Origin of the sequence: Streptomyces sp. MMG1533 (assembly GCF_001279775.1) — a bacterium.
Taxonomy (GTDB): Bacteria; Actinomycetota; Actinomycetes; order Streptomycetales; family Streptomycetaceae; genus Streptomyces.
Genome location: NZ_LGDG01000284.1, coordinates 1 through 16657, shown reverse-complemented (window position 1 = coordinate 16657; position 16657 = coordinate 1). Strand labels below are relative to the sequence as shown.

Sequence of the window (16657 nt, the reverse complement as noted above, 5' to 3'; positions counted from 1 at the left end):
AGTGCCCACGTCCGGGGGCGGGTCGGTGCCGCGCCTGGCAGGATCGCGGCATGGCTGAGGAGTGGCGGGACGCGCGGGGCGTGCGGGGCGTCGGGGAGGGCGCACAGGATGTGCGGGCGCCGCGAGGGAGAAGTGTGCGCCCCGAGGAGGCGCACGCCTGGGAGGCGCTCGTCGCGACGGCCCGCCGGACGGTGTCCGACGGACTGGTCGTCGGCACCTCGGGCAACGTCTCGATACGCATCGAGGACACCGTCCTGGTCACACCGTCGGGCGTCCCCTACGACCGGCTCGCGCCGGAGGACGTCACCGGCGTCGACCTCGACGGCCGCCAGGTCCTCGGCGCCCTCGTCCCCACCAGCGAACTGCCCATGCATCTGGCCGTCTACCGCGCCACCGAAGCCCGTGCCGTCGTCCACACCCACGCCGTGCACGCCACGGCCGTCTCGACGCTCGTCGCCGAGCTCCCGGCGATCCACTACATGGCCGCCGCGCTGGGCGGCTCCGTCCGAGTTGCCCCGTATGCCGCATACGGCACCGACGAGTTGGCCGAGAACATGCTCCACGCCCTCGCCGACCGCTCCGCCTGCCTCCTCCAGAACCACGGCACCCTCACCTACGGCACCACCCTGGACCAGGCCTACGACCGCACGGCCCAGCTGGAATGGATGTGCCGCCTGTGGCTGACGGCGTCCTCGGTGCCGGGGTTGTCGCCCTCCCTGCTGTCCGAGGCACAGGTGGCGGAGGCGGGGGACCGGCTGCGGGGGTACGGGCAGCGGGGCTGACCCCCCCGCACGCCGCGCGCCCCCGGCGGAGTCGTCACCCCGGACCGCCCTCCCACTGGCCGTCGGCGAGGTCCGCCAGGACACTGGACGGGTGCGCACCGTCACCGCAACAGCCGCCGCCGTCACCGCAGCCCTGGCTGCCGGCGCCGCCGGGATCGCCGCCGGCCGGCTCGCCAGCGACGCCGCGCTCAAGGCGCCCCCGGGCCGGCCCCTGCCCACCGAACCCCGGCTCACCGTGCACGCGACGGCGGCCGGCCGCATCGCCCTCACCCGCGATCTGGCCGCCCTGCGCCCCGGCATGTACGGCCTCGGCGGCGAGGGCTCGCACGCGGTCGTCGGCCCCGTGCTCGACGCGGAGTCCCACTCCGCCGACACCGTCGTACGCCGCCTGGAGCGCGTCACGCACGGCACCCTGAAGCCCGGCGACAAGGTCTGGCTCACCCCGAACGTGTACGTCGGCGACCCCCGTGCCGCCCTCGGCCTGGACCACGCCGACGTCGACATCCCCGGCGAACTCGGCACCCTGCCCGCCTGGTTCGTGCCCGGCATGCGAGGCACCTGGGTGATCGCGGTGCACGGTCTCGGCACCACCCGCGAACACTCCATGAACGTCATGGAGTTCCTGCACCGCCACCGCTTCCCGGTGCTCGCCCTCGCCTACCGCGGCGACCTCGGCGCCCCCCGTCCGCCGGACGGCCTGAACCACCTCGGCGAGACCGAGTGGCGCGACCTGGACGCGGCGATCCGCTACGCCGTCCACCACGGCGCCCGGCAGGTCGTCCTGCACGGCTGGTCCACCGGCGCCACGATGGCGCTGCGCGCCGCCGCGCACTCGGGGCTGCGCGAGCGGATCTCGGGACTCGTCCTGGACTCCCCGGTCCTCAGCTGGGAAGCGACCCTGCGCGCCCTCGCCTCGGCCCGCCGCACCCCGGGCGCCCTCCTGCCGCTCGCGGTACGCGCCGCGCAGGGCCGCACCGGCCTGTACGGCGACCGCCTGGACGCCGCCGCGGCCCCCGAGCTGCTCGACATCCCGCCGACCCTGATCTTCCACGGCCCGGACGACACCGTGGCCCCCTGGCGCCACTCCCGCCGCCTCGCCGCGATCCGTCCCGACCGGGTCGCCCTCCACACGGTCCGTCAGGCGCCCCACGCGGCCATGTGGAACGCCGACCCCAAGGCCTACGAAGAGGTCCTGCGCCGCTTCCTGACGCCCTTGATGTGACGGGCCGCGAACGGCCTTGATGTGACGGGCCGCGAACGGCCTTGATGTGACGGGCCGCGAACGCCCCTGGCGTGACGGGCCGCGAACGCCCCTGGCGTGACGGGCCGCGAACGCCCTTGATGTGACAGGCCGCGAACGGCCCCTGATGTGAAACCCCCTTGTTGCCGTCCCCTCATCCGGTGCTCGCCGCACAGCACTCCACCCCGCCCGTGTAACCCTGGCCCACCCCTGGCCCACTCCCGGTCCACCTCCGGTCCCACCGGTTCCGTTTAACGCCGTACCACTGGCCTGATCTCGGCCTACGACCCCCCGCCGGGGCTCGGCGTTGGCCATCCCCGTCGCCCGCCGTGACATTCCGTTTGGGTTTTCGGACCGTCAACCGGAAGACTGCACCCGTGACGTCCCGTATCCCGCGCGACTCCAGGCTTCGACTCGTCCGCCCGCGACCCCTGGCCGCCGCCCCCAGAGCTGTGAACCAGCGGCGCCCGCGCCGCGCCGCACCCCGCCCGCCCGAAGGCACTCCGGCCCCCGCGGAGCTGGCCAGAATGGCACGCTCCGGACTGGCCGCCGCGGCCCGCGTCGCCCACTGGGCGGACGCCGCGCTGCGCCCCCGCCGGGACGGCGCGAACCCCGACAGCAAGGGCACCCTCTCCGACGAGACCGCGGAACGGGCCGCCGCCGACCTGGGCCTGACCGCGGGTCAGGTCCGCGCCGACTGGGACACCGCCCGTCTCGCCGGACTCGTCGAGGTGCACGGCGGCAGCGCCCGCCCCGGCTGGCGGCTGCGTGCCTGGGACCGCGACGACAGCGCGGTGCTGCGCGGCTGGGTGGCCCTCTTCGACGCCTGGTCGCTCGCCTTTGCCGAACCCGCCGACCACGAGCCGGCCGCCGTCGCCGAGGTCGTCTCGGCGATGCCCCAGGTGCTCTCCTTCCTCCAGCTGTCCGCCGGCCCCGTGCCCGTGGAGCAGCTCCTCGACCTCCTCGAGCAGCGGGTCACCGAGCTGCGCACCGAGCGCTGCGAGATCCCGTACGGCCCACAGCCGGTACCGGTACCCGCGCCGACGCCCCCGGCCCCGCCGGGGCCCGCCGACGCCTCGCTCTCCCCCCTCCTCGACTGGGCGCTGCGCGCCCTCGCCTCCGTCGGTGCGCTCACCTACGGCGACGGGCAGGCCACGCTCACCCCGCTCGGCAACTGGGCGGTCTGGGTCAAGCTGGAGCAGATCTGCGTCGCCGCGCAGAGCCCCGCCGGGAACATCGAGCAGGCGGCCGAGGACATGCTCCGCGGCTGCGCCCAGCTGCGCCCGAACGCGGCTCGCGCCGAGTACCGCGCCTGGCTCGCCGCCCGCCCCGTCGGCAGCGCCGTCACCGAGCTGCTCGGCGCCGCCCGCGGCGAGGACGCCCTGCTGCGCGGCCTCGCCTTCGAGGCGCTGCGCGTCGTCGGCGCCCCCGCCGAGCCCGACGTGCGCTCCGTGGCCGACGAGCCCACGCTGCGGCCGTACGCCCTGCTGTGGCTGGCCGAGCACGACGGCATCGACCCGGAGGACGCCCACGAGGTCCTCACCCGGGAGGAGGCGACCTGGCTGTGGGTCGACACCGCCGCCGCCGTCGCCGACCACGGCGAGGCTCCGATGCTCGTGCGGCACCTGGAGTCCGCGGTGCAGCCGACCGTCCCCTCGCTCCTCGACGAGGTGCGGGCCGTCGGTCACCCCCGCACCGTGCAGGTCCTGGTCGCGCTGGCCGCCGCGCATCCCGACCCCGCCCTGGCGAAGGCGGTACGCCGGGCGGCCTTCCAGGTGCACACCGGAGGAAGCTGACGCGGGGCCGTCAGCCCTCCATCTCGGGGGCGTACGTGCCGAAACTCCAGATGTTGCCCTCGGCGTCCCGGGCCATGTAGTCCCGCGAGCCGTAGTCCTGGTCCGTCGGGGGCATCAGGATCTCCACGCCGTGGTCCACGGCCCGCCGGTGATGTGCGTCGACGTCGTCCACGACGACGTACACCCCGCCGGGGCCCGCGCCCTTCATCGCCGCGTCGAAGACCCCTCCGCGGCCCTTGGAGCCGAGCATCACCCCGCCGTTGCCCTGCACCAGCTCGGCGTGCAGCACCGAGCCGTCCTCACCCTCGTACACCGAGAGTTCCGTGAAGCCCAAGGCCTCCGTGAGCTGCCGGATCGCCGCTTTGGCGTCCGCGTACAGCAGAGTCGGATAGATGCTGGGCCGTTCGCTGTTCGTTCCTGCCATGCCGACCACTCCTTCGTGACCCGCCGGAAATGTCACCCGTCGCCCAGTCTGGCAGCGACCACTGACAACGCCCCGCGGGCAGCGTCCGCCCCGCTGCCGCCATCCTCACCCCATCCCGGGCCGGGCGCCGGACCAGGAGTCGAACGGGGGACAGGCTGCGCTCCGCCGCCGCCTCGCCCCGGCAGCCGGCCCGAACATGCATACGCAGAAAAAGTGGTTGCACGGCCCCGTTAGACTGGCCCCATGGCCATTCTCCTCGCGCATTAGACGGCGGGAACGTCCTCAGCCGCCCACCCGCCTCCCCAATCCGCCCTGGAGTCTGTCCGTGATCTCCGCCTCCGGTATCGAGCTGCGCGCCGGTGCGCGCGTCCTCATCGAGTCCGCCACCTTCCGTGTCGCCAAGGGTGACCGCATCGGTCTGGTCGGCCGCAACGGCGCCGGCAAGACCACCCTCACCAAGTGCCTCGCCGGCGAGGGCGTCCCCGCCGGCGGCACCATCACCCGCTCCGGCGAGGTCGGCTACCTCCCCCAGGACCCCCGCACCGGCGACCTCGACGTGCTCGCCCGCGACCGCATCCTCTCCGCGCGCGGTCTCGACACACTGATCCGCAAGATGCGCGACAACGAACAGCGCATCGCGAACGGCACGGGCGCCACCCGCGACAAGGCCCTCAGGCAGTACGAGCGCCAGGAGACGGAGTTCCTCACCAAGGGCGGCTACTCCGCCGAGGCCGAGGCCGCCACCATCGCCGCCGCGCTCAACCTGCCCGACCGGGTGCTCGGCCAGCCGCTCCATACGCTCTCCGGCGGTCAGCGCCGCCGTATCGAGCTGGCCCGCATCCTGTTCTCGGACGCGGACACGCTGCTCCTCGACGAGCCGACGAACCACCTCGACGCCGACTCGATCATCTGGCTGCGGGACTACCTCAAGACCTACCGCGGCGGCTTCATCGTGATCTCCCACGATGTCGACCTCGTCGAGACGGTCGTGAACAAGGTCTTCTACCTGGACGCCAACCGCTCCCAGATCGACGTCTACAACATGGGCTGGAAGCTCTACCAGCAGCAGCGCGAGGCCGACGAGAAGCGCCGCAAGCGCGAGCGGCAGAACGCCGAGAAGAAGGCCGCCGCGCTGCACTCGCAGGCGGACAAGATGCGTGCCAAGGCCACCAAGACCGTCGCCGCACAGAACATGGCCCGCCGCGCCGACAGGCTGCTCTCCGGCCTTGAAGCGGTGCGTCAGAGCGACAAGGTGGCCAAGCTGCGCTTCCCCGAGCCGGCACCCTGCGGCAAGACCCCGTTGACTGCCGAGGGCCTGTCGAAGTCGTACGGCTCGCTGGAGATCTTCACCGACGTCGACCTGGCCGTCGACAAGGGTTCGAGGGTGGTCATCCTCGGCCTGAACGGCGCCGGGAAGACGACCCTGCTCCGGCTTCTCGCCGGCGTCGAGCAGCCCGACACGGGCGCGGTCGTTCCCGGCCACGGCCTCAAGATCGGCTACTACGCCCAGGAGCACGAGACCCTGGATGCCGACCGTTCGGTCCTGGAGAACATGCGCTCCGCCAACCCCGACCTGGACCTGGTCGAGGTCCGCAAGACGCTCGGCTCGTTCCTGTTCTCCGGCGACGACGTCGACAAGCCCGCCGGCGTCCTCTCCGGCGGCGAGAAGACCCGCCTCGCGCTCGCGACCCTGGTGGTCTCGTCGGCGAACGTGCTGCTCCTCGACGAGCCCACCAACAACCTCGACCCTGCCAGCCGCGAGGAGATTCTCGGCGCGCTGCGCACCTACAAGGGCGCGGTCATCCTCGTCACCCACGACGAGGGCGCCGTCGAGGCGCTCGAGCCGGAGCGGATCATCCTCCTGCCCGACGGCGTCGAGGACCTCTGGGGCGCGGACTACGCGGACCTCGTCGCCCTCGCCTGAGGGTCCGACGGGCCGGGAACGCTTGATCGAAGACGTGATCCACTGCGTCTGGATCATTCGGCCCATCGGTGATCCACCATCTGTGTGAGATCTCCTCGTACCGAGGTGTGTCCTACATCGATTTCACGGCCGAGCCCTTTATCGACAAGGGCTCGGCCGTCGTACGTCCCTGACCTGGCACTTCACGAAAGAACTCGTTCGGCGGTACGAACGCCCTCGCGTGGAATTGCGGATTCCGCTTGTGGGGACGCGCTCCTGTCGTCAAAACCGTGTCTTACGGACCTTGCCGAATGGGTGGCCAGGACGGCCCGGAGGGGTGATCATGAGGAGACCAGAGCGCACTTCCCATGAGGAGGCACGGGTGGCCGAGACTCTGAAGAAGGGCAGCCGGGTAACCGGCGCCGCGCGCGACAAGCTCGCGGCAGACCTGAAGAAGAAGTACGACTCCGGTGCGAGCATTCGAGCGCTGGCCGAGGAAACCGGCCGCTCGTATGGCTTCGTGCACCGGATGCTCAGCGAGTCGGGCGTCACGCTTCGTGGGCGTGGCGGGGCGACGCGGGGCAAGAAGGCCGCCTCGTCCTGAACCCGGGTGGTTCATCGGCTTCGATGGTGACCACCCGGTCGGTCGGCTGATCGGCCGGGTGGTTACTGTGCAGTCACTTAGCTTCGCTCTGCTGACCGCACTCATCGGAGGCACCCCATGGCTTCGCCCGACCAGGAACTCGTTCCCCTGCTCGACAAGGACGGCGTACGGCTCGCCGTGGACGACGCGCTCGCCACGGTGACGCTGACCAACCCGGCCAAGCGCAACGCCCAAAGTCCCGCTCTGTGGCGGGCGTTGGCCGAAGCCGGGAGGTTGCTGCCGGGCTCCGTCCGAGTGGTCGTGCTGCGCGGAGAAGGCAAGTCCTTCTCCGCCGGGCTCGACCGGCAGATGTTCACGCCCGAGGGGATCGAGGGCGAGCCGTCCTTCATCGATCTCGCGCGCAGTGGCGACGCCGAACTCGACGGCGCCATCGCGGAGTTCCAGGAGGGCTTCACCTGGTGGCGGCGCAACGACGTCGTGTCGATCGCCGCCGTCCAGGGCCACGCCATCGGCGCGGGCTTCCAGCTCGCGCTCGCCTGTGACCTGCGCGTCGTCGCCGACGACGTGCAGTTCGCCATGCGCGAGACCAGCCTGGGGCTGGTGCCGGACCTGACCGGTACGCACCCGCTCGTGAGCCTGGTCGGCTATGCCCGGGCGCTGGAGATCTGCGCGACCGGGCGGGTCGTGCACGCCGAAGAGGCCGTGAGCACCGGGCTGGCGAACGTCGCCGTGCCCTTGGACCAGCTCGACGGCGCCGCACGGGACCTGGCGGCGGCGCTCCTTGCCGCGCCCCGGGACGCGGTCATCGAGACCAAGGCGCTGCTGCGCGGCGCCCAGGACCGGGACTACGACGCCCAGCGCGCCGCCGAACGCGCAGCGCAGGCACGTCGGCTGCGGGACCTGGCCGGCGCCGGCGAATGAGCCCTCAGCCGACCGCGGTCACCAGCACCGCCACCGTCGGATGATCAGGTAGCGCCTGCTCCACCCTCGCGCGGACCTCCCGGGCCACGTCCAGGGCCCGGTGGTCCGCGTGTACCGCCAGTTCGACCCGGACATGGCGGCGCGGCAGCTCGTTCTCGCCCTGCCGTTCCTCGACATGCACCGGCCGGCCCAGCAGGTCCGTCAGGCGGGCCACGCCCGGGACCGTCAGTACGGCGGCCGCCGCGCGGCCTTCGTCACCGGCGCCGGTCTCCGCGGGGCGCGCCGCGTCGGACGGCCGTACCGAAGAAGGTTCGGTCTCCTCGTCCAGCAGTTCCGTCACCCGCAGGTCCACCTCCGCCACCGCCAGGCCGAGTCCTTCCGTCGCGGCCGCCAGTAGATCGCGCAGCCGGTCCGCCGTCGTCGGCAGCGGCTGAGACGGTGTGGCCGCGAACTCCGCCGTCACCCGCAGCGGACCGGGCGGCAGCGCACTCGGCGGCGGTGGTACGGCGGGCTCGTGCACGTCCTGCGGGTCGGCGAGCCCGATCCGCAGCGGGCCCAGCCGTACGCCGGGCAGATCCTCCGCCGCGCGCTGGAGCACCGCTTCCGTCGCCTCCTCGGAGATCCACGCGCCGTCGCGCGGGCCGCCCAGAGGCAGGAGTCTGCCGAGCCGCAGTCGCTGCCGTACCGCTTGTGTGAATGGGTCCGCCGTCATTACTCCAGCCTGCCGCATCCCCGGCGCGCGATCGCGTAACCCGGCTTACCGTGGTCGAAGAGGGACGACCGGAAGGGACGTACGGCGATGACTGAGATGACGGAGCGGAACCGGACGCAGAGCCCCGAGGGCGAGATCGAGTCGCCGGTGCAGACCCGCAAGGCCGTCAAGCGCGGCGGCGGGGACGCGGCCACCCGAGGGCGGACCACCATTGCCGACGGAGTCGTGGAGAAGATCGCCGGGATGGCCGCCCGGGACGTCGTCGGCGTGCACGCGATGGGCAGTGGGCTGAGCCGCACCTTCGGCGCCGTGCGGGACCGGGTGCCCGGCGGGTCCAAGGCCGTGACGCGCGGGGTCAAGGTCGAGGTCGGCGAGGTGCAGACCGCGCTCGACCTGGAGATCGTCGTCGAGTACGGCGTGGCGATCGCCGATGTGGCCGAGGCCGTGCGGGAGAACGTCATCGCGGCGGTGGAACGGATGACCGGCCTCGAAGTCGTCGAGGTCAACATCGCGGTGAGTGACGTGAAGCTGCCGGACGAAGAGGAAGAGGAACCGGAGTCCCGACTGCAGTGACACGGGCCGCGACCGGTAACCGAACGGAGGCACCATGAGCATGGCCGTGGTCGGCATGATCGTCGGCATGGCACTGGGCTTCGCCGGGTATTTCGGCGGGTTCGGCGCCTTCCTGCTGGTGGCGGCCCTCGGCGCCATCGGTTTCGTCGTCGGCAGGTTCCTCGAAGGGGACCTGGACGTCCGCGACTTCTTCCACACCCGTGACAACCGGCGTGACGGGCGGCGGTGACGGCCGTGAGCGGCGGGGCCGATGAGCTCCGCAGACCTCCGGCCGTCGTCCCGCCGGGCGAGCGCGGGGCGACCCGGATCGCCGACCGGGTCGTCTCGAAGATCGCCGCGCGGGCGGCGCGGGAGGCGCTGGGCGAGCTGCCCGAGGACGCCTCGCCCCCGTACGCCACCGTCGTCGTCCTCCCTCACTCCCGGCCCCGCTCGGGCGGGGGGACCCCCATCCGGGCCGCCCGGATCCGCCTGCACCTGGAGCTCGACTATCCCTGCGACATCGGCGCCCGCTGCAGTCGGGTGCGTCGTCATGTCGTGGAGCGGGTAGGCGCGTTGGTGGGCATGGAGGTGCCGGAGGTCGCCGTTCAGGTCGAGCGGCTGCATTCGGTGACGGCGCACGGCGCGGCACAGGGGAGGACGCGATGAGCGAGCCCCAGGGCTCCGAGGGCACCACACAGCGGCTGCCGGTCATGGAGAAGGCGGCCGGTACAGGTGGGGAGTACGAGGCTCCACCTGTACCGGCCGGCGAAGGAGGCGAGGCCGCCGGCGGCAGGCGGTTCTGGTCGGCGCGCCGGTGGCCGGCAGGGATCGTGGCGCTGCTGCTCCTGGTCGTCGCGGGTGCCTTCCTGTACGACGTCGCCGCCGTGCGGGCCGACCGGGACGCCCTGGCCTGGCGCCGGGAACTGGCCCGGCAGCTCGCCGAGCGCCCCCTCGACGACGTCTGGGTGCTCGTCGGCGCGGGCGTCGCCGCGGCCCTCGGCCTGTGGCTGATCGTGCTGGCGGTGACGCCCGGCCTGCGGGCGGTGCTGCCGATGCGGCGCACGCATGCCGACGTACGTGCCGGACTGCACAAGAAGGCGGCGGCCATGGTGCTGCGCGACCGGGCCATGGAGGTGGCCGGAGTGCAGTCGGTCCGGGTGCGGATGCGCCGCGCCCGCGCCGATGTCCGCGCGGTCTCCCACTTCCGCGAACCGGACGACGTACGCGCCGACTTGGACGCCACGCTCGGCGAAGCCGTGCGGGGACTGGGGCTGACCCGGCCGCCCACGCTGTCGGTGCACGTGGCACGGCCCGGACGGAAGGGGTGAGTACGGTGCTCAGGACCGTCAACCGTGTACTGCTCGGGGTCGTCGGCCTCGCCCTGGTCGTCGTCGGGGGTTCCGTGCTCGCCGTCGGACTGGGTGCCCCGGCACCCTCATGGTGGATCCACGACGGCCGCCACGACGTGCTGCTCGATGACGCCGAGCGCACCCGGTGGCGGGACGACGGCTGGTGGTGGCCGACCGTCATCGCCGTGCTGGCCGTCCTCGTCCTGCTCGCCCTGTGGTGGCTGACCGCGGTCCTGCGCAGGCACCGGCTCCGCGAGGTCCTCGTCGACACCGGCGACGGAGAGGGCGCGCTGCTGCGAGGGCGTGCGCTGGAGGGCGTACTGGGAGGTGACGCGGGCGAGCTGGACGGCGTCGCGCACGCCCAGGTTCTGCTCACGGGGCGCCCGAGTGCGCCGAAGGCGCGCGTACGCCTCCAACTGGAGCCGCATGTGGACCCGGGGACGGCCCTCGACGACCTCACGGCCGGGGCACTGACGCACGCCCGCAATTCGGCGGGTCTGGCGTCACTCCCGGCCGAGGTGAGGCTGAGCGGGGTCAAGCACCGTGCGGAGAGGGTCAGTTGAGGACGGCTCAGAACCCGTGCCGCATCCCCCCGTCGACCGGCACCATGATCCCCGTCAGATAGGAAGCGGCCGGCGACAGCAAGAACGCGGCCGTACGCCCGAACTCCTCCGGCCTCCCGTACCGCCGAAGCGGAATCCGGGACTCGTTCGCCGCCCGAGTCGCCTCCGGGTCGGCAGACAGACCGTCCAGCTCGCGCACGCGATCCGTGTCGATGCGGGCCGGAAGCAGTCCGACGACCCGAATCCCCCGCGGCCCCAGCTCATCGGCCAGCGACTTGGCGAACCCGGCGAGACCGGGCCGCAGTCCGTTCGAGATCGTCAGCCCCGGGATCGGCTCGTGCACCGACCCGGACAGCACGAACCCGATGACACCCCCGGTCTCCAGCTCACCCGCCGCCGCCCGCGCGAGCCGCACCGCGCCGAGGAACACCGACTCGAACGCTGTCTGCCACTGCTCGTCCGTGTTGTCGGCGACGAACCCCGGCGCCGGCCCGCCGACGCTGACGAGGATGCCGTCGAAGCCGCCGAAGTGCTCGCGCGCGGCGGCGATCAGCCGTGCGGCCGCCTCCGGTTCGGCGTTGTCCGCCGCCACCCCGAGCGCGTTCGGGCCGAGGGCGGCGGCCGCGTCGGCGGCGCTCTTCTCGTCGCGGCCGGTGATGACCACCTTCGCGCCGTCGGCGACCAGCTCGCGCGCGGCGGCGTTGCCGAGGCCGCGGGTGGCCCCGGTGACTACGTACACCCGGTCCTTCAGTCCAAGATCCATGGCCCCTATCCTGCCCGCTCGTCCCCGTACAGGGCGAGTGCGGTGTTCACGAGGCCGATGTGGCTGAACGCCTGCGGGAAGTTGCCGAGCTGCACGCCCGCCACCGGGTCGTACTCCTCGGACAGCAGTCCCACGTCGTTGGCGAGGCCCACCAGCCGTTCGAACAGTTGCCGAGCCTCCTTCGTGCGGCCCGTCATGTGCAGCGCGTCCGCGAGCCAGAACGAGCACGCCAGGAAGGTGCCCTCGGCGCCCGGCAGCCCGTCGACGGGGGTCTCCTCGGCGCTGTAGCGGTGTACGAGCCCGCCGTGCCCCAGCTCGTCGCGGATCGCGTCGATGGTGCCGACCACGCGCGGGTCGTCGGGCGGCAGGAAGCCGACGCGGGGGATGAGCAGCAGCGCGGCGTCGAGTTCGCGAGAGCCGTAATACTGCGTGAAGGTGTTCCGCTCGGGGTCGTAGCCCTTCTCGCACACCTCGCGGTGCACCTCGTCGCGCAGCGCGCGCCAGCCGTCCAGGTCGCCGCTCAGCTGCGGGAAGTACTCCAGGGCGCGCACGGCGCGGTCGGCGGCCACCCACACCATCACCTTCGAGTGCACGAAGCTGCGGCGGCCACCGCGCACCTCCCACAGCCCCTCGTCCGGCTGTCGCCAGGACGACCGGAGGAACTCCAGCAGGATGCTCTGCATGGACCACACGTGCGGCTTGGCGGGCAGGCCCGCCCGCCGGGCCAGCGACAGCGAGTCCATGACCTCGCCGTACACGTCCAGCTGGAGCTGCTTCACGGCCTCGTTGCCGATCCGTACGGGTCTGGAGCCGGCGAAACCGGACAGCCACGGCACCTCGAACTCGGGCAGCCGCCGCTCGCCCGCGAGGCCGTACATGATCTGGAGGTCCGCCGGGTCGCCGGCGGCCGCGCGCACCAGCCAGTCCCGCCAGGCCTCGGCCTCCTCCTGGTAACCGCACGACAGCAGGGCGCCCAGGGTGAGGGTGGAGTCGCGCAGCCAGCAGTAGCGGTAGTCCCAGTTGCGCACCCCGCCCAGCTCCTCGGGCAATGAGGTCGTCGCGGCGGCCACGATGCCGCCGGTCGGTTTGTAGGTGAGCGCCTTCAGGGTGATCAGGGAGCGGACCACGGCGTCCCGGTGCGGACCGTCGTAACGGCAGCGGGCCGCCCACGCCTGCCAGTCGGCGACGCTGGTCTCCAGTGCCTCGTACGGGTCGACGAGCGGCGGGCGCGGCTCGTGCGAGGGGTGCCAGGTGAGGACGAAGGCGACCTTCTCGCCCTCCTCGACGGTGAACTCCGAGTGCGTACCGAAGTCCTCGCCCCAGGTCCGCACGGCGGGCTCGCTGCGCAGCCACGCCGAGTCGGGTCCCGCGACGGCCACCCGATGACCGTCGGAGCGGCGCATCCACGGCACGACCGAGCCGTAGTCGAAGCGCAGCCGCAGTGTGCTGCGCACGGTGACCCGGCCGCGGACGCCCTCCACCACGCGTACGAGGTCGGGTGCACGGTGGCGCTGCGGCATCAGGTCGGTGACCCGCACGCTGCCCTCGTCGGTCTCCCACTCGGTGTCCAGGACGAGGGTGTCGGGGCGGTAGGACCGCCTCGTACACCGGTCCGCGCCCTTCGGAGCGATCCGCCAGTGGCCGTTCTCCTTGTCGCCGAGGAGTCTGGCGAAGCAGGCCGCCGAGTCGAAGCGGGGCAGGCACAGCCAGTCGACGGAGCCGTCCAGGCCGACCAGAGCAGCGGTCTGTTCGTCGCCGATGAGGGCGTAGTCCTCGATACGGGGGTGCACGCAGTGCGGGTTCCCGGAGCCCCGGGGTGGCAATCCGGGGCGAGGGCCGGGTGGGTGAAGCGAGGCGGGGGCGGAGACGGGCGTGAGCGAGGCCGGGTGTCTACACCGGAGCCGGTTCCGACTCGGCCGCGCTCTGGTGGGCCTGCGACTCCCGGCGGTCGCGCAGTTCCCGCCGGACCAGGACCACCCAGCCGATCGGCACGCCCGCGGAGAACAGCCACCACTGGATGGCGTACGCGTAGTTCAGCGCCGCGTCCTCGCTGCCGGGCCGGCCGACCAGTTCCGGGGTGTCGCCCTTCGGCTCGGGCGCCGTCTGTGCGATGTAGCCGCCGAGCACCTTGGCGCCGAGGCGGCGCGCCTCCTGCTCGCTGTTGATCAGCATGACCTGCCGGTCCGGCAGTCCCTCGAGGTTCTTGATCCCGCTGGCCGCGGTCGTCTCGTCGGGCATCAGCCGCCCGGTGACGGTGGTCTCGCCGCTCGGCGGTGCGGGGATCTCGGGGAACGCGGTCTGGCTCGGGCCGTCCGCCGGGATCCAGCCGCGGTTGACGAGCAGCACCTTGCCGTCCGTGAGGACGAACGGGGTCAGGACGTGGTAGCCGACCTCGTCGTCGGAGTTGGTGCGGCGGCGGACGACGACCTCGTCGGCGGTGTCGAAGCGGCCCTTCGCGGTCACGCTGTGGTACCGCTCGTCGGTGGTGACGGTGTGTCCGGGGGAGGTCAGCCGCTCCACGGGCACCGCGTCGGCGGAGAGCGCGTCGGAGACCAGCTGGTTCCGGGCCGTGCGCTCCTCGTAGCGGTGCATCTGCCAGATACCCAGCCTGATCATCGTGGGGATGAGGAGCAGGGCGACCAGCGTGAGGATCACCCACTGCCGGGACAACAGGAAGCGGTACACCCCACGACCGTACAACTCGGTCGTGGGGTGCAGGGAGGCGGGTACCGGAAGCAGGGCTTCCGGCGGGCGCTTCACACCTTGTCGACGATCCCCGCCTTTCCCTCCGCGCGGGCGCAGTGGGCGCCGCAGAACCAGTGGCCCTCGACCTCGACGCCCTGGCCGATGATCTGGACTCTGCAGTGCTCGCAGATGGGTGCCATGCGGTGGATCGCACAGGAGAAGCAGTCGAAGACATGCACCGCGCCCTGCGCGTGCACCTCGAAGGTCATTCCGTAGTTGTTGCCGCAAACTTCGCAAGTCGCCATGCGCCACAGGGTGAGCGCTCGGCGCGGCGCGGGCGAGCGGGCGCCGGGCGAGTCGCACGGCAATCACCCGTCCGTACGGTCGCCGGCGCGAGGTGGCGTGCGGTCATCCCTCCGACGCCGGTTCGACATCCCCGAGGAGCTGCCCGAACGCGGCCTCGTCCACCACCGGCGTCCCGAACTGCCGGGCCTTGACCACCTTGGACGTGCCCGAGTCCGGGTCGTTGGTGACGAGCAGGCTGGTCAGCCGGGACAGGCTGGTCGCGACATGCAGCCCGGCCTCGGTCGCGCGGTCCTCCAGCAGATCGCGCTCGATCGACGTGTCCCCGGAGAAGGCGACTCGCATGCCCTGCTTGAGCCTCTTGCCCTCTTCGTACCGACCTGGGTTGGGATGGGGGCAGGCGGGCCGTTTGCGGGCGGGGCGCCAACTCGTCTGCCGATAGCTGCCGTAGCCCGCCGTCTGCTGCCGGGGCACGGCCCGGTCCGTCCACTCGGTCAGCGGCCGGCACTCGTGCAGCGGCAGCCGCACCCCACCCGCCGCCGCGGCCCGCAGGCTCGGCCGGAACGTCTCCGCCAGCACCCGCGCATCGTCCAGCGCGTGGTGCGCACGCTGCTGTACGACGCCGAAGTGCGCGGCCAGGGTCTCCAGCTTGTGGTTGGGCAGCGGCAGCCCCAGCTCCTTGGAGAGCGCGATGGTGCACAGCCGCTGCCGCACCGGCGCCTCGCGCTCCGCGCGTGCGTACTCCCGCGCGATCATCTGCCAGTCGAAGACCGCGTTGTGCGCGACGAGTACCCGGCCGTCCAGGCGGGCCGAGAACTCCTCGGCGATCTCCGGGAAGAGGGGCGCGCCCTCCAGGACATCGCTCGTCAGACCGTGGATCCACACCGGGCCCGGGTCCCGCTCCGGGTTGACCAGCGTGTACCAGTGGTCCTCGACCTCACCGCGCGCGTCCAGACGGTAGACGCCCGCGGAGATTATCCGGTCGTCCCGGGCCAGGCCGGTGGTCTCCACGTCAACGACCGCGTATCCCTTCGGATACGCGGCCGGCCAGGCGGTGGGGGAGGACGCTGCCCTCATGCGGTCTTCGAGCATGGTCCCTGAGGATACGGGCCACGACTGACAGTCCCGTCCCGCACCCATCCGTCAGCCACCCTGCCGGGTCCGCCTGTTCGAGCGCCGGTGGGCTTGTGCGGGTGACGTCGTCGGCTGCCGTGCGCCGAAGTTCCCGCCCACGGTGGACGGTTCGGGCCTCGACCCCGGTCCGCTGGCGGCACGCTTGCCCGCACGGGTCCGGCGCGGCCGGACCCGTGCCCGCGCGGAGCGTCGGACGGAGCTCGGGGCGCCCGGAGTGCGATCCTCCGACTGTGACCGAACCCACGCATGACGAGGCCCATGGCGGAACGCTCGGCTCGCGCCTCAACTGGCTGCGCGCCGCGGTCCTGGGTGCGAATGACGGCATCGTGTCCACCGCGGGCCTCGTCGTCGGCGTGGCCGGTGCCACGGACGACCGCGCCACTCTGCTGACCGCCGGCCTCGCGGGCCTGCTCGCCGGTTCCATGTCGATGGCGGCCGGCGAGTACGTGTCCGTGTCGACGCAGCGGGACTCCGAGGAGGCCGCTCTCGCGCTGGAGAAGCGGGAGTTGCGTGAGCAGCCGGAGGCCGAGCTGGAGGAGCTGACCGACCTGCTGGAAGACCGCGGGCTCACCCGGGACGTGGCCCGCGAGGCCGCCGTCCAGCTGACGGAACGCGACGCCCTCAGGGCGCACGCGCGCGTGGAGCTCGGCATCGACCCCGACGACCTCACCAACCCCTGGCACGCGGCCGGCGCGAGCTTTCTGGCCTTCACGGTGGGGGCGCTGCTGCCGCTGCTGGCGATCGTGCTGCCGCCCGCGGACTGGCGGCTGGCGGTGACGGTGGCGTCGGTGCTGGTTGCGTTGGCCTTCACCGGGTGGAGCAGTGCACGGCTGGGGGCGGCGCGACCGGGCCGCGCAGTCCTGCGGAACATGGCGGGCGGGGCGTTGGCCATGGGGGTGACGTATGCGGCGGGGGCTCTGTTGGGG

The 16657-nt window shown here is 72.5% G+C and carries 19 protein-coding genes; 12 read left to right on the top strand and 7 right to left on the bottom strand.

What is annotated here, in order from left to right; translation table 11 throughout:
* Positions 1–50: 50 nt before the first annotated feature.
* The 3 genes from ADK57_RS44405 (at position 51) to ADK57_RS44395 (ending at position 3818) form a co-directional block, all read left to right on the top strand.
* Entirely contained in the window at positions 51–782 is a 732-nt protein-coding gene (locus ADK57_RS44405) for a class II aldolase/adducin family protein (protein WP_053755463.1), read from the top strand.
* Between the two features lie 91 nt (positions 783–873).
* Positions 874–2004 carry an alpha/beta hydrolase gene (locus tag ADK57_RS44400; RefSeq protein ID WP_053755462.1) on the top strand — a complete coding sequence of 377 codons (1131 nt, stop codon included), beginning with the start codon at positions 874–876 and terminating at the stop codon, positions 2002–2004.
* A 395-nt stretch (positions 2005–2399) separates the two neighbouring features.
* A complete protein-coding gene (locus tag ADK57_RS44395) occupies positions 2400–3818 on the top strand; it encodes a hypothetical protein (protein WP_199830812.1) in 1419 nt (472 codons plus the stop codon).
* Positions 3819–3828: 10 nt separating this feature from the next.
* Here the strand turns inward: ADK57_RS44395 and ADK57_RS44390 are convergent, their stop codons facing one another.
* Positions 3829–4242, bottom strand: a complete 414-nt coding sequence (locus ADK57_RS44390; RefSeq protein WP_053755460.1) for a VOC family protein — start codon at positions 4240–4242, stop codon at positions 3829–3831.
* 325 nt (positions 4243–4567) lie between these two features.
* On the opposite strand from ADK57_RS44390, the gene ADK57_RS44385 reads away from it, so the two are divergent.
* The 3 genes from ADK57_RS44385 (at position 4568) to ADK57_RS44375 (ending at position 7670) form a co-directional block, all read left to right on the top strand.
* Positions 4568–6166 (top strand): ABC-F family ATP-binding cassette domain-containing protein, encoded by a 1599-nt coding sequence (locus tag ADK57_RS44385; RefSeq protein WP_053755459.1) that lies wholly within the window; start codon positions 4568–4570, stop codon positions 6164–6166.
* A 361-nt stretch (positions 6167–6527) separates the two neighbouring features.
* Entirely contained in the window at positions 6528–6749 is a 222-nt protein-coding gene (locus ADK57_RS44380) for a helix-turn-helix domain-containing protein (protein ID WP_004002281.1), read from the top strand.
* Positions 6750–6866: 117 nt separating this feature from the next.
* Positions 6867–7670: an enoyl-CoA hydratase/isomerase family protein gene (locus ADK57_RS44375; RefSeq protein ID WP_053755458.1), complete on the top strand. Its 804-nt coding sequence runs from the start codon at positions 6867–6869 to the stop codon at positions 7668–7670.
* A 4-nt stretch (positions 7671–7674) separates the two neighbouring features.
* On the opposite strand, the gene ADK57_RS44370 is transcribed toward ADK57_RS44375, so the two are convergent.
* Positions 7675–8382 carry a hypothetical protein gene (locus tag ADK57_RS44370; protein ID WP_053755457.1) on the bottom strand — a complete coding sequence of 236 codons (708 nt, stop codon included), beginning with the start codon at positions 8380–8382 and terminating at the stop codon, positions 7675–7677.
* Positions 8383–8469: 87 nt separating this feature from the next.
* On the opposite strand from ADK57_RS44370, the gene ADK57_RS44365 reads away from it, so the two are divergent.
* Genes ADK57_RS44365 through amaP form a run of 5 tightly spaced genes read left to right on the top strand, consistent with a single transcriptional unit; the run spans position 8470 to position 10846 of the window.
* The gene (locus ADK57_RS44365; protein WP_053755456.1) at positions 8470–8955 is read left to right on the top strand and encodes an Asp23/Gls24 family envelope stress response protein; all 486 of its coding nucleotides are present in this window, start codon (positions 8470–8472) and stop codon (positions 8953–8955) included.
* A 34-nt stretch (positions 8956–8989) separates the two neighbouring features.
* Entirely contained in the window at positions 8990–9184 is a 195-nt protein-coding gene (locus tag ADK57_RS44360) for a hypothetical protein (RefSeq protein ID WP_053755455.1), read from the top strand.
* Entirely contained in the window at positions 9181–9600 is a 420-nt protein-coding gene (locus ADK57_RS44355; RefSeq protein ID WP_053755454.1) for an Asp23/Gls24 family envelope stress response protein, read from the top strand. The genes ADK57_RS44360 and ADK57_RS44355 overlap by 4 nt, the downstream gene beginning before the upstream one ends.
* Entirely contained in the window at positions 9597–10262 is a 666-nt protein-coding gene (locus ADK57_RS44350; protein ID WP_053755453.1) for a DUF6286 domain-containing protein, read from the top strand. Before ADK57_RS44355 ends, ADK57_RS44350 begins: the two co-directional genes overlap by 4 nt.
* Positions 10263–10267: 5 nt before the next feature.
* Positions 10268–10846 carry an alkaline shock response membrane anchor protein AmaP gene (amaP, locus tag ADK57_RS44345; RefSeq protein ID WP_053755579.1) on the top strand — a complete coding sequence of 193 codons (579 nt, stop codon included), beginning with the start codon at positions 10268–10270 and terminating at the stop codon, positions 10844–10846.
* Between the two features lie 7 nt (positions 10847–10853).
* On the opposite strand, the gene ADK57_RS44340 is transcribed toward amaP, so the two are convergent.
* The 5 genes from ADK57_RS44340 to ADK57_RS44320 form a co-directional block, all read right to left on the bottom strand.
* Complete coding sequence (locus ADK57_RS44340) at positions 10854–11609, bottom strand: SDR family oxidoreductase (RefSeq protein WP_053755452.1); 756 nt, start codon at positions 11607–11609, stop codon at positions 10854–10856.
* Between the two features lie 5 nt (positions 11610–11614).
* Complete coding sequence (locus ADK57_RS44335) at positions 11615–13399, bottom strand: glycoside hydrolase family 15 protein (RefSeq protein WP_053755451.1); 1785 nt, start codon at positions 13397–13399, stop codon at positions 11615–11617.
* A gap of 100 nt (positions 13400–13499) precedes the next feature.
* Positions 13500–14294, bottom strand: a complete 795-nt coding sequence (locus ADK57_RS44330; protein WP_053755578.1) for an SURF1 family protein — start codon at positions 14292–14294, stop codon at positions 13500–13502.
* Between the two features lie 71 nt (positions 14295–14365).
* Positions 14366–14599 (bottom strand): hypothetical protein, encoded by a 234-nt coding sequence (locus ADK57_RS44325; protein ID WP_053755450.1) that lies wholly within the window; start codon positions 14597–14599, stop codon positions 14366–14368.
* Positions 14600–14702: 103 nt separating this feature from the next.
* A complete protein-coding gene (locus ADK57_RS44320; protein WP_053755449.1) occupies positions 14703–15689 on the bottom strand; it encodes a DEDDh family exonuclease in 987 nt (328 codons plus the stop codon).
* Positions 15690–15961: 272 nt separating this feature from the next.
* Between ADK57_RS44320 and ADK57_RS44315 the strand changes: the two genes are divergently transcribed.
* Positions 15962–16657, top strand: a 696-nt coding sequence (locus ADK57_RS44315; protein WP_053755577.1) for a VIT1/CCC1 transporter family protein, incomplete at its 3' end; no start/stop codon positions are given.

Bases quoted from the DNA above. Each gene is read 5' to 3' on its own strand.
- ADK57_RS44405 (WP_053755463.1), top strand. From the start codon at position 51: ATGGCTGAGGAGTGGCGGGACGCGCGGGGCGTGCGGGGCGTCGGGGAG.
- ADK57_RS44390 (WP_053755460.1), bottom strand. From the start codon at position 4,242: ATGGCAGGAACGAACAGCGAACGGCCCAGCATCTATCCGACTCTGCTG.
- ADK57_RS44375 (WP_053755458.1), top strand. From the start codon at position 6,867: ATGGCTTCGCCCGACCAGGAACTCGTTCCCCTGCTCGACAAGGACGGC.
- ADK57_RS44370 (WP_053755457.1), bottom strand. From the start codon at position 8,382: ATGACGGCGGACCCATTCACACAAGCGGTACGGCAGCGACTGCGGCTC.
- ADK57_RS44365 (WP_053755456.1), top strand. From the start codon at position 8,470: ATGACTGAGATGACGGAGCGGAACCGGACGCAGAGCCCCGAGGGCGAG.
- ADK57_RS44360 (WP_053755455.1), top strand. From the start codon at position 8,990: ATGAGCATGGCCGTGGTCGGCATGATCGTCGGCATGGCACTGGGCTTC.
- ADK57_RS44350 (WP_053755453.1), top strand. From the start codon at position 9,597: ATGAGCGAGCCCCAGGGCTCCGAGGGCACCACACAGCGGCTGCCGGTC.
- ADK57_RS44340 (WP_053755452.1), bottom strand. From the start codon at position 11,609: ATGGATCTTGGACTGAAGGACCGGGTGTACGTAGTCACCGGGGCCACC.
- ADK57_RS44325 (WP_053755450.1), bottom strand. From the start codon at position 14,599: ATGGCGACTTGCGAAGTTTGCGGCAACAACTACGGAATGACCTTCGAG.
- ADK57_RS44320 (WP_053755449.1), bottom strand. From the start codon at position 15,689: ATGCTCGAAGACCGCATGAGGGCAGCGTCCTCCCCCACCGCCTGGCCG.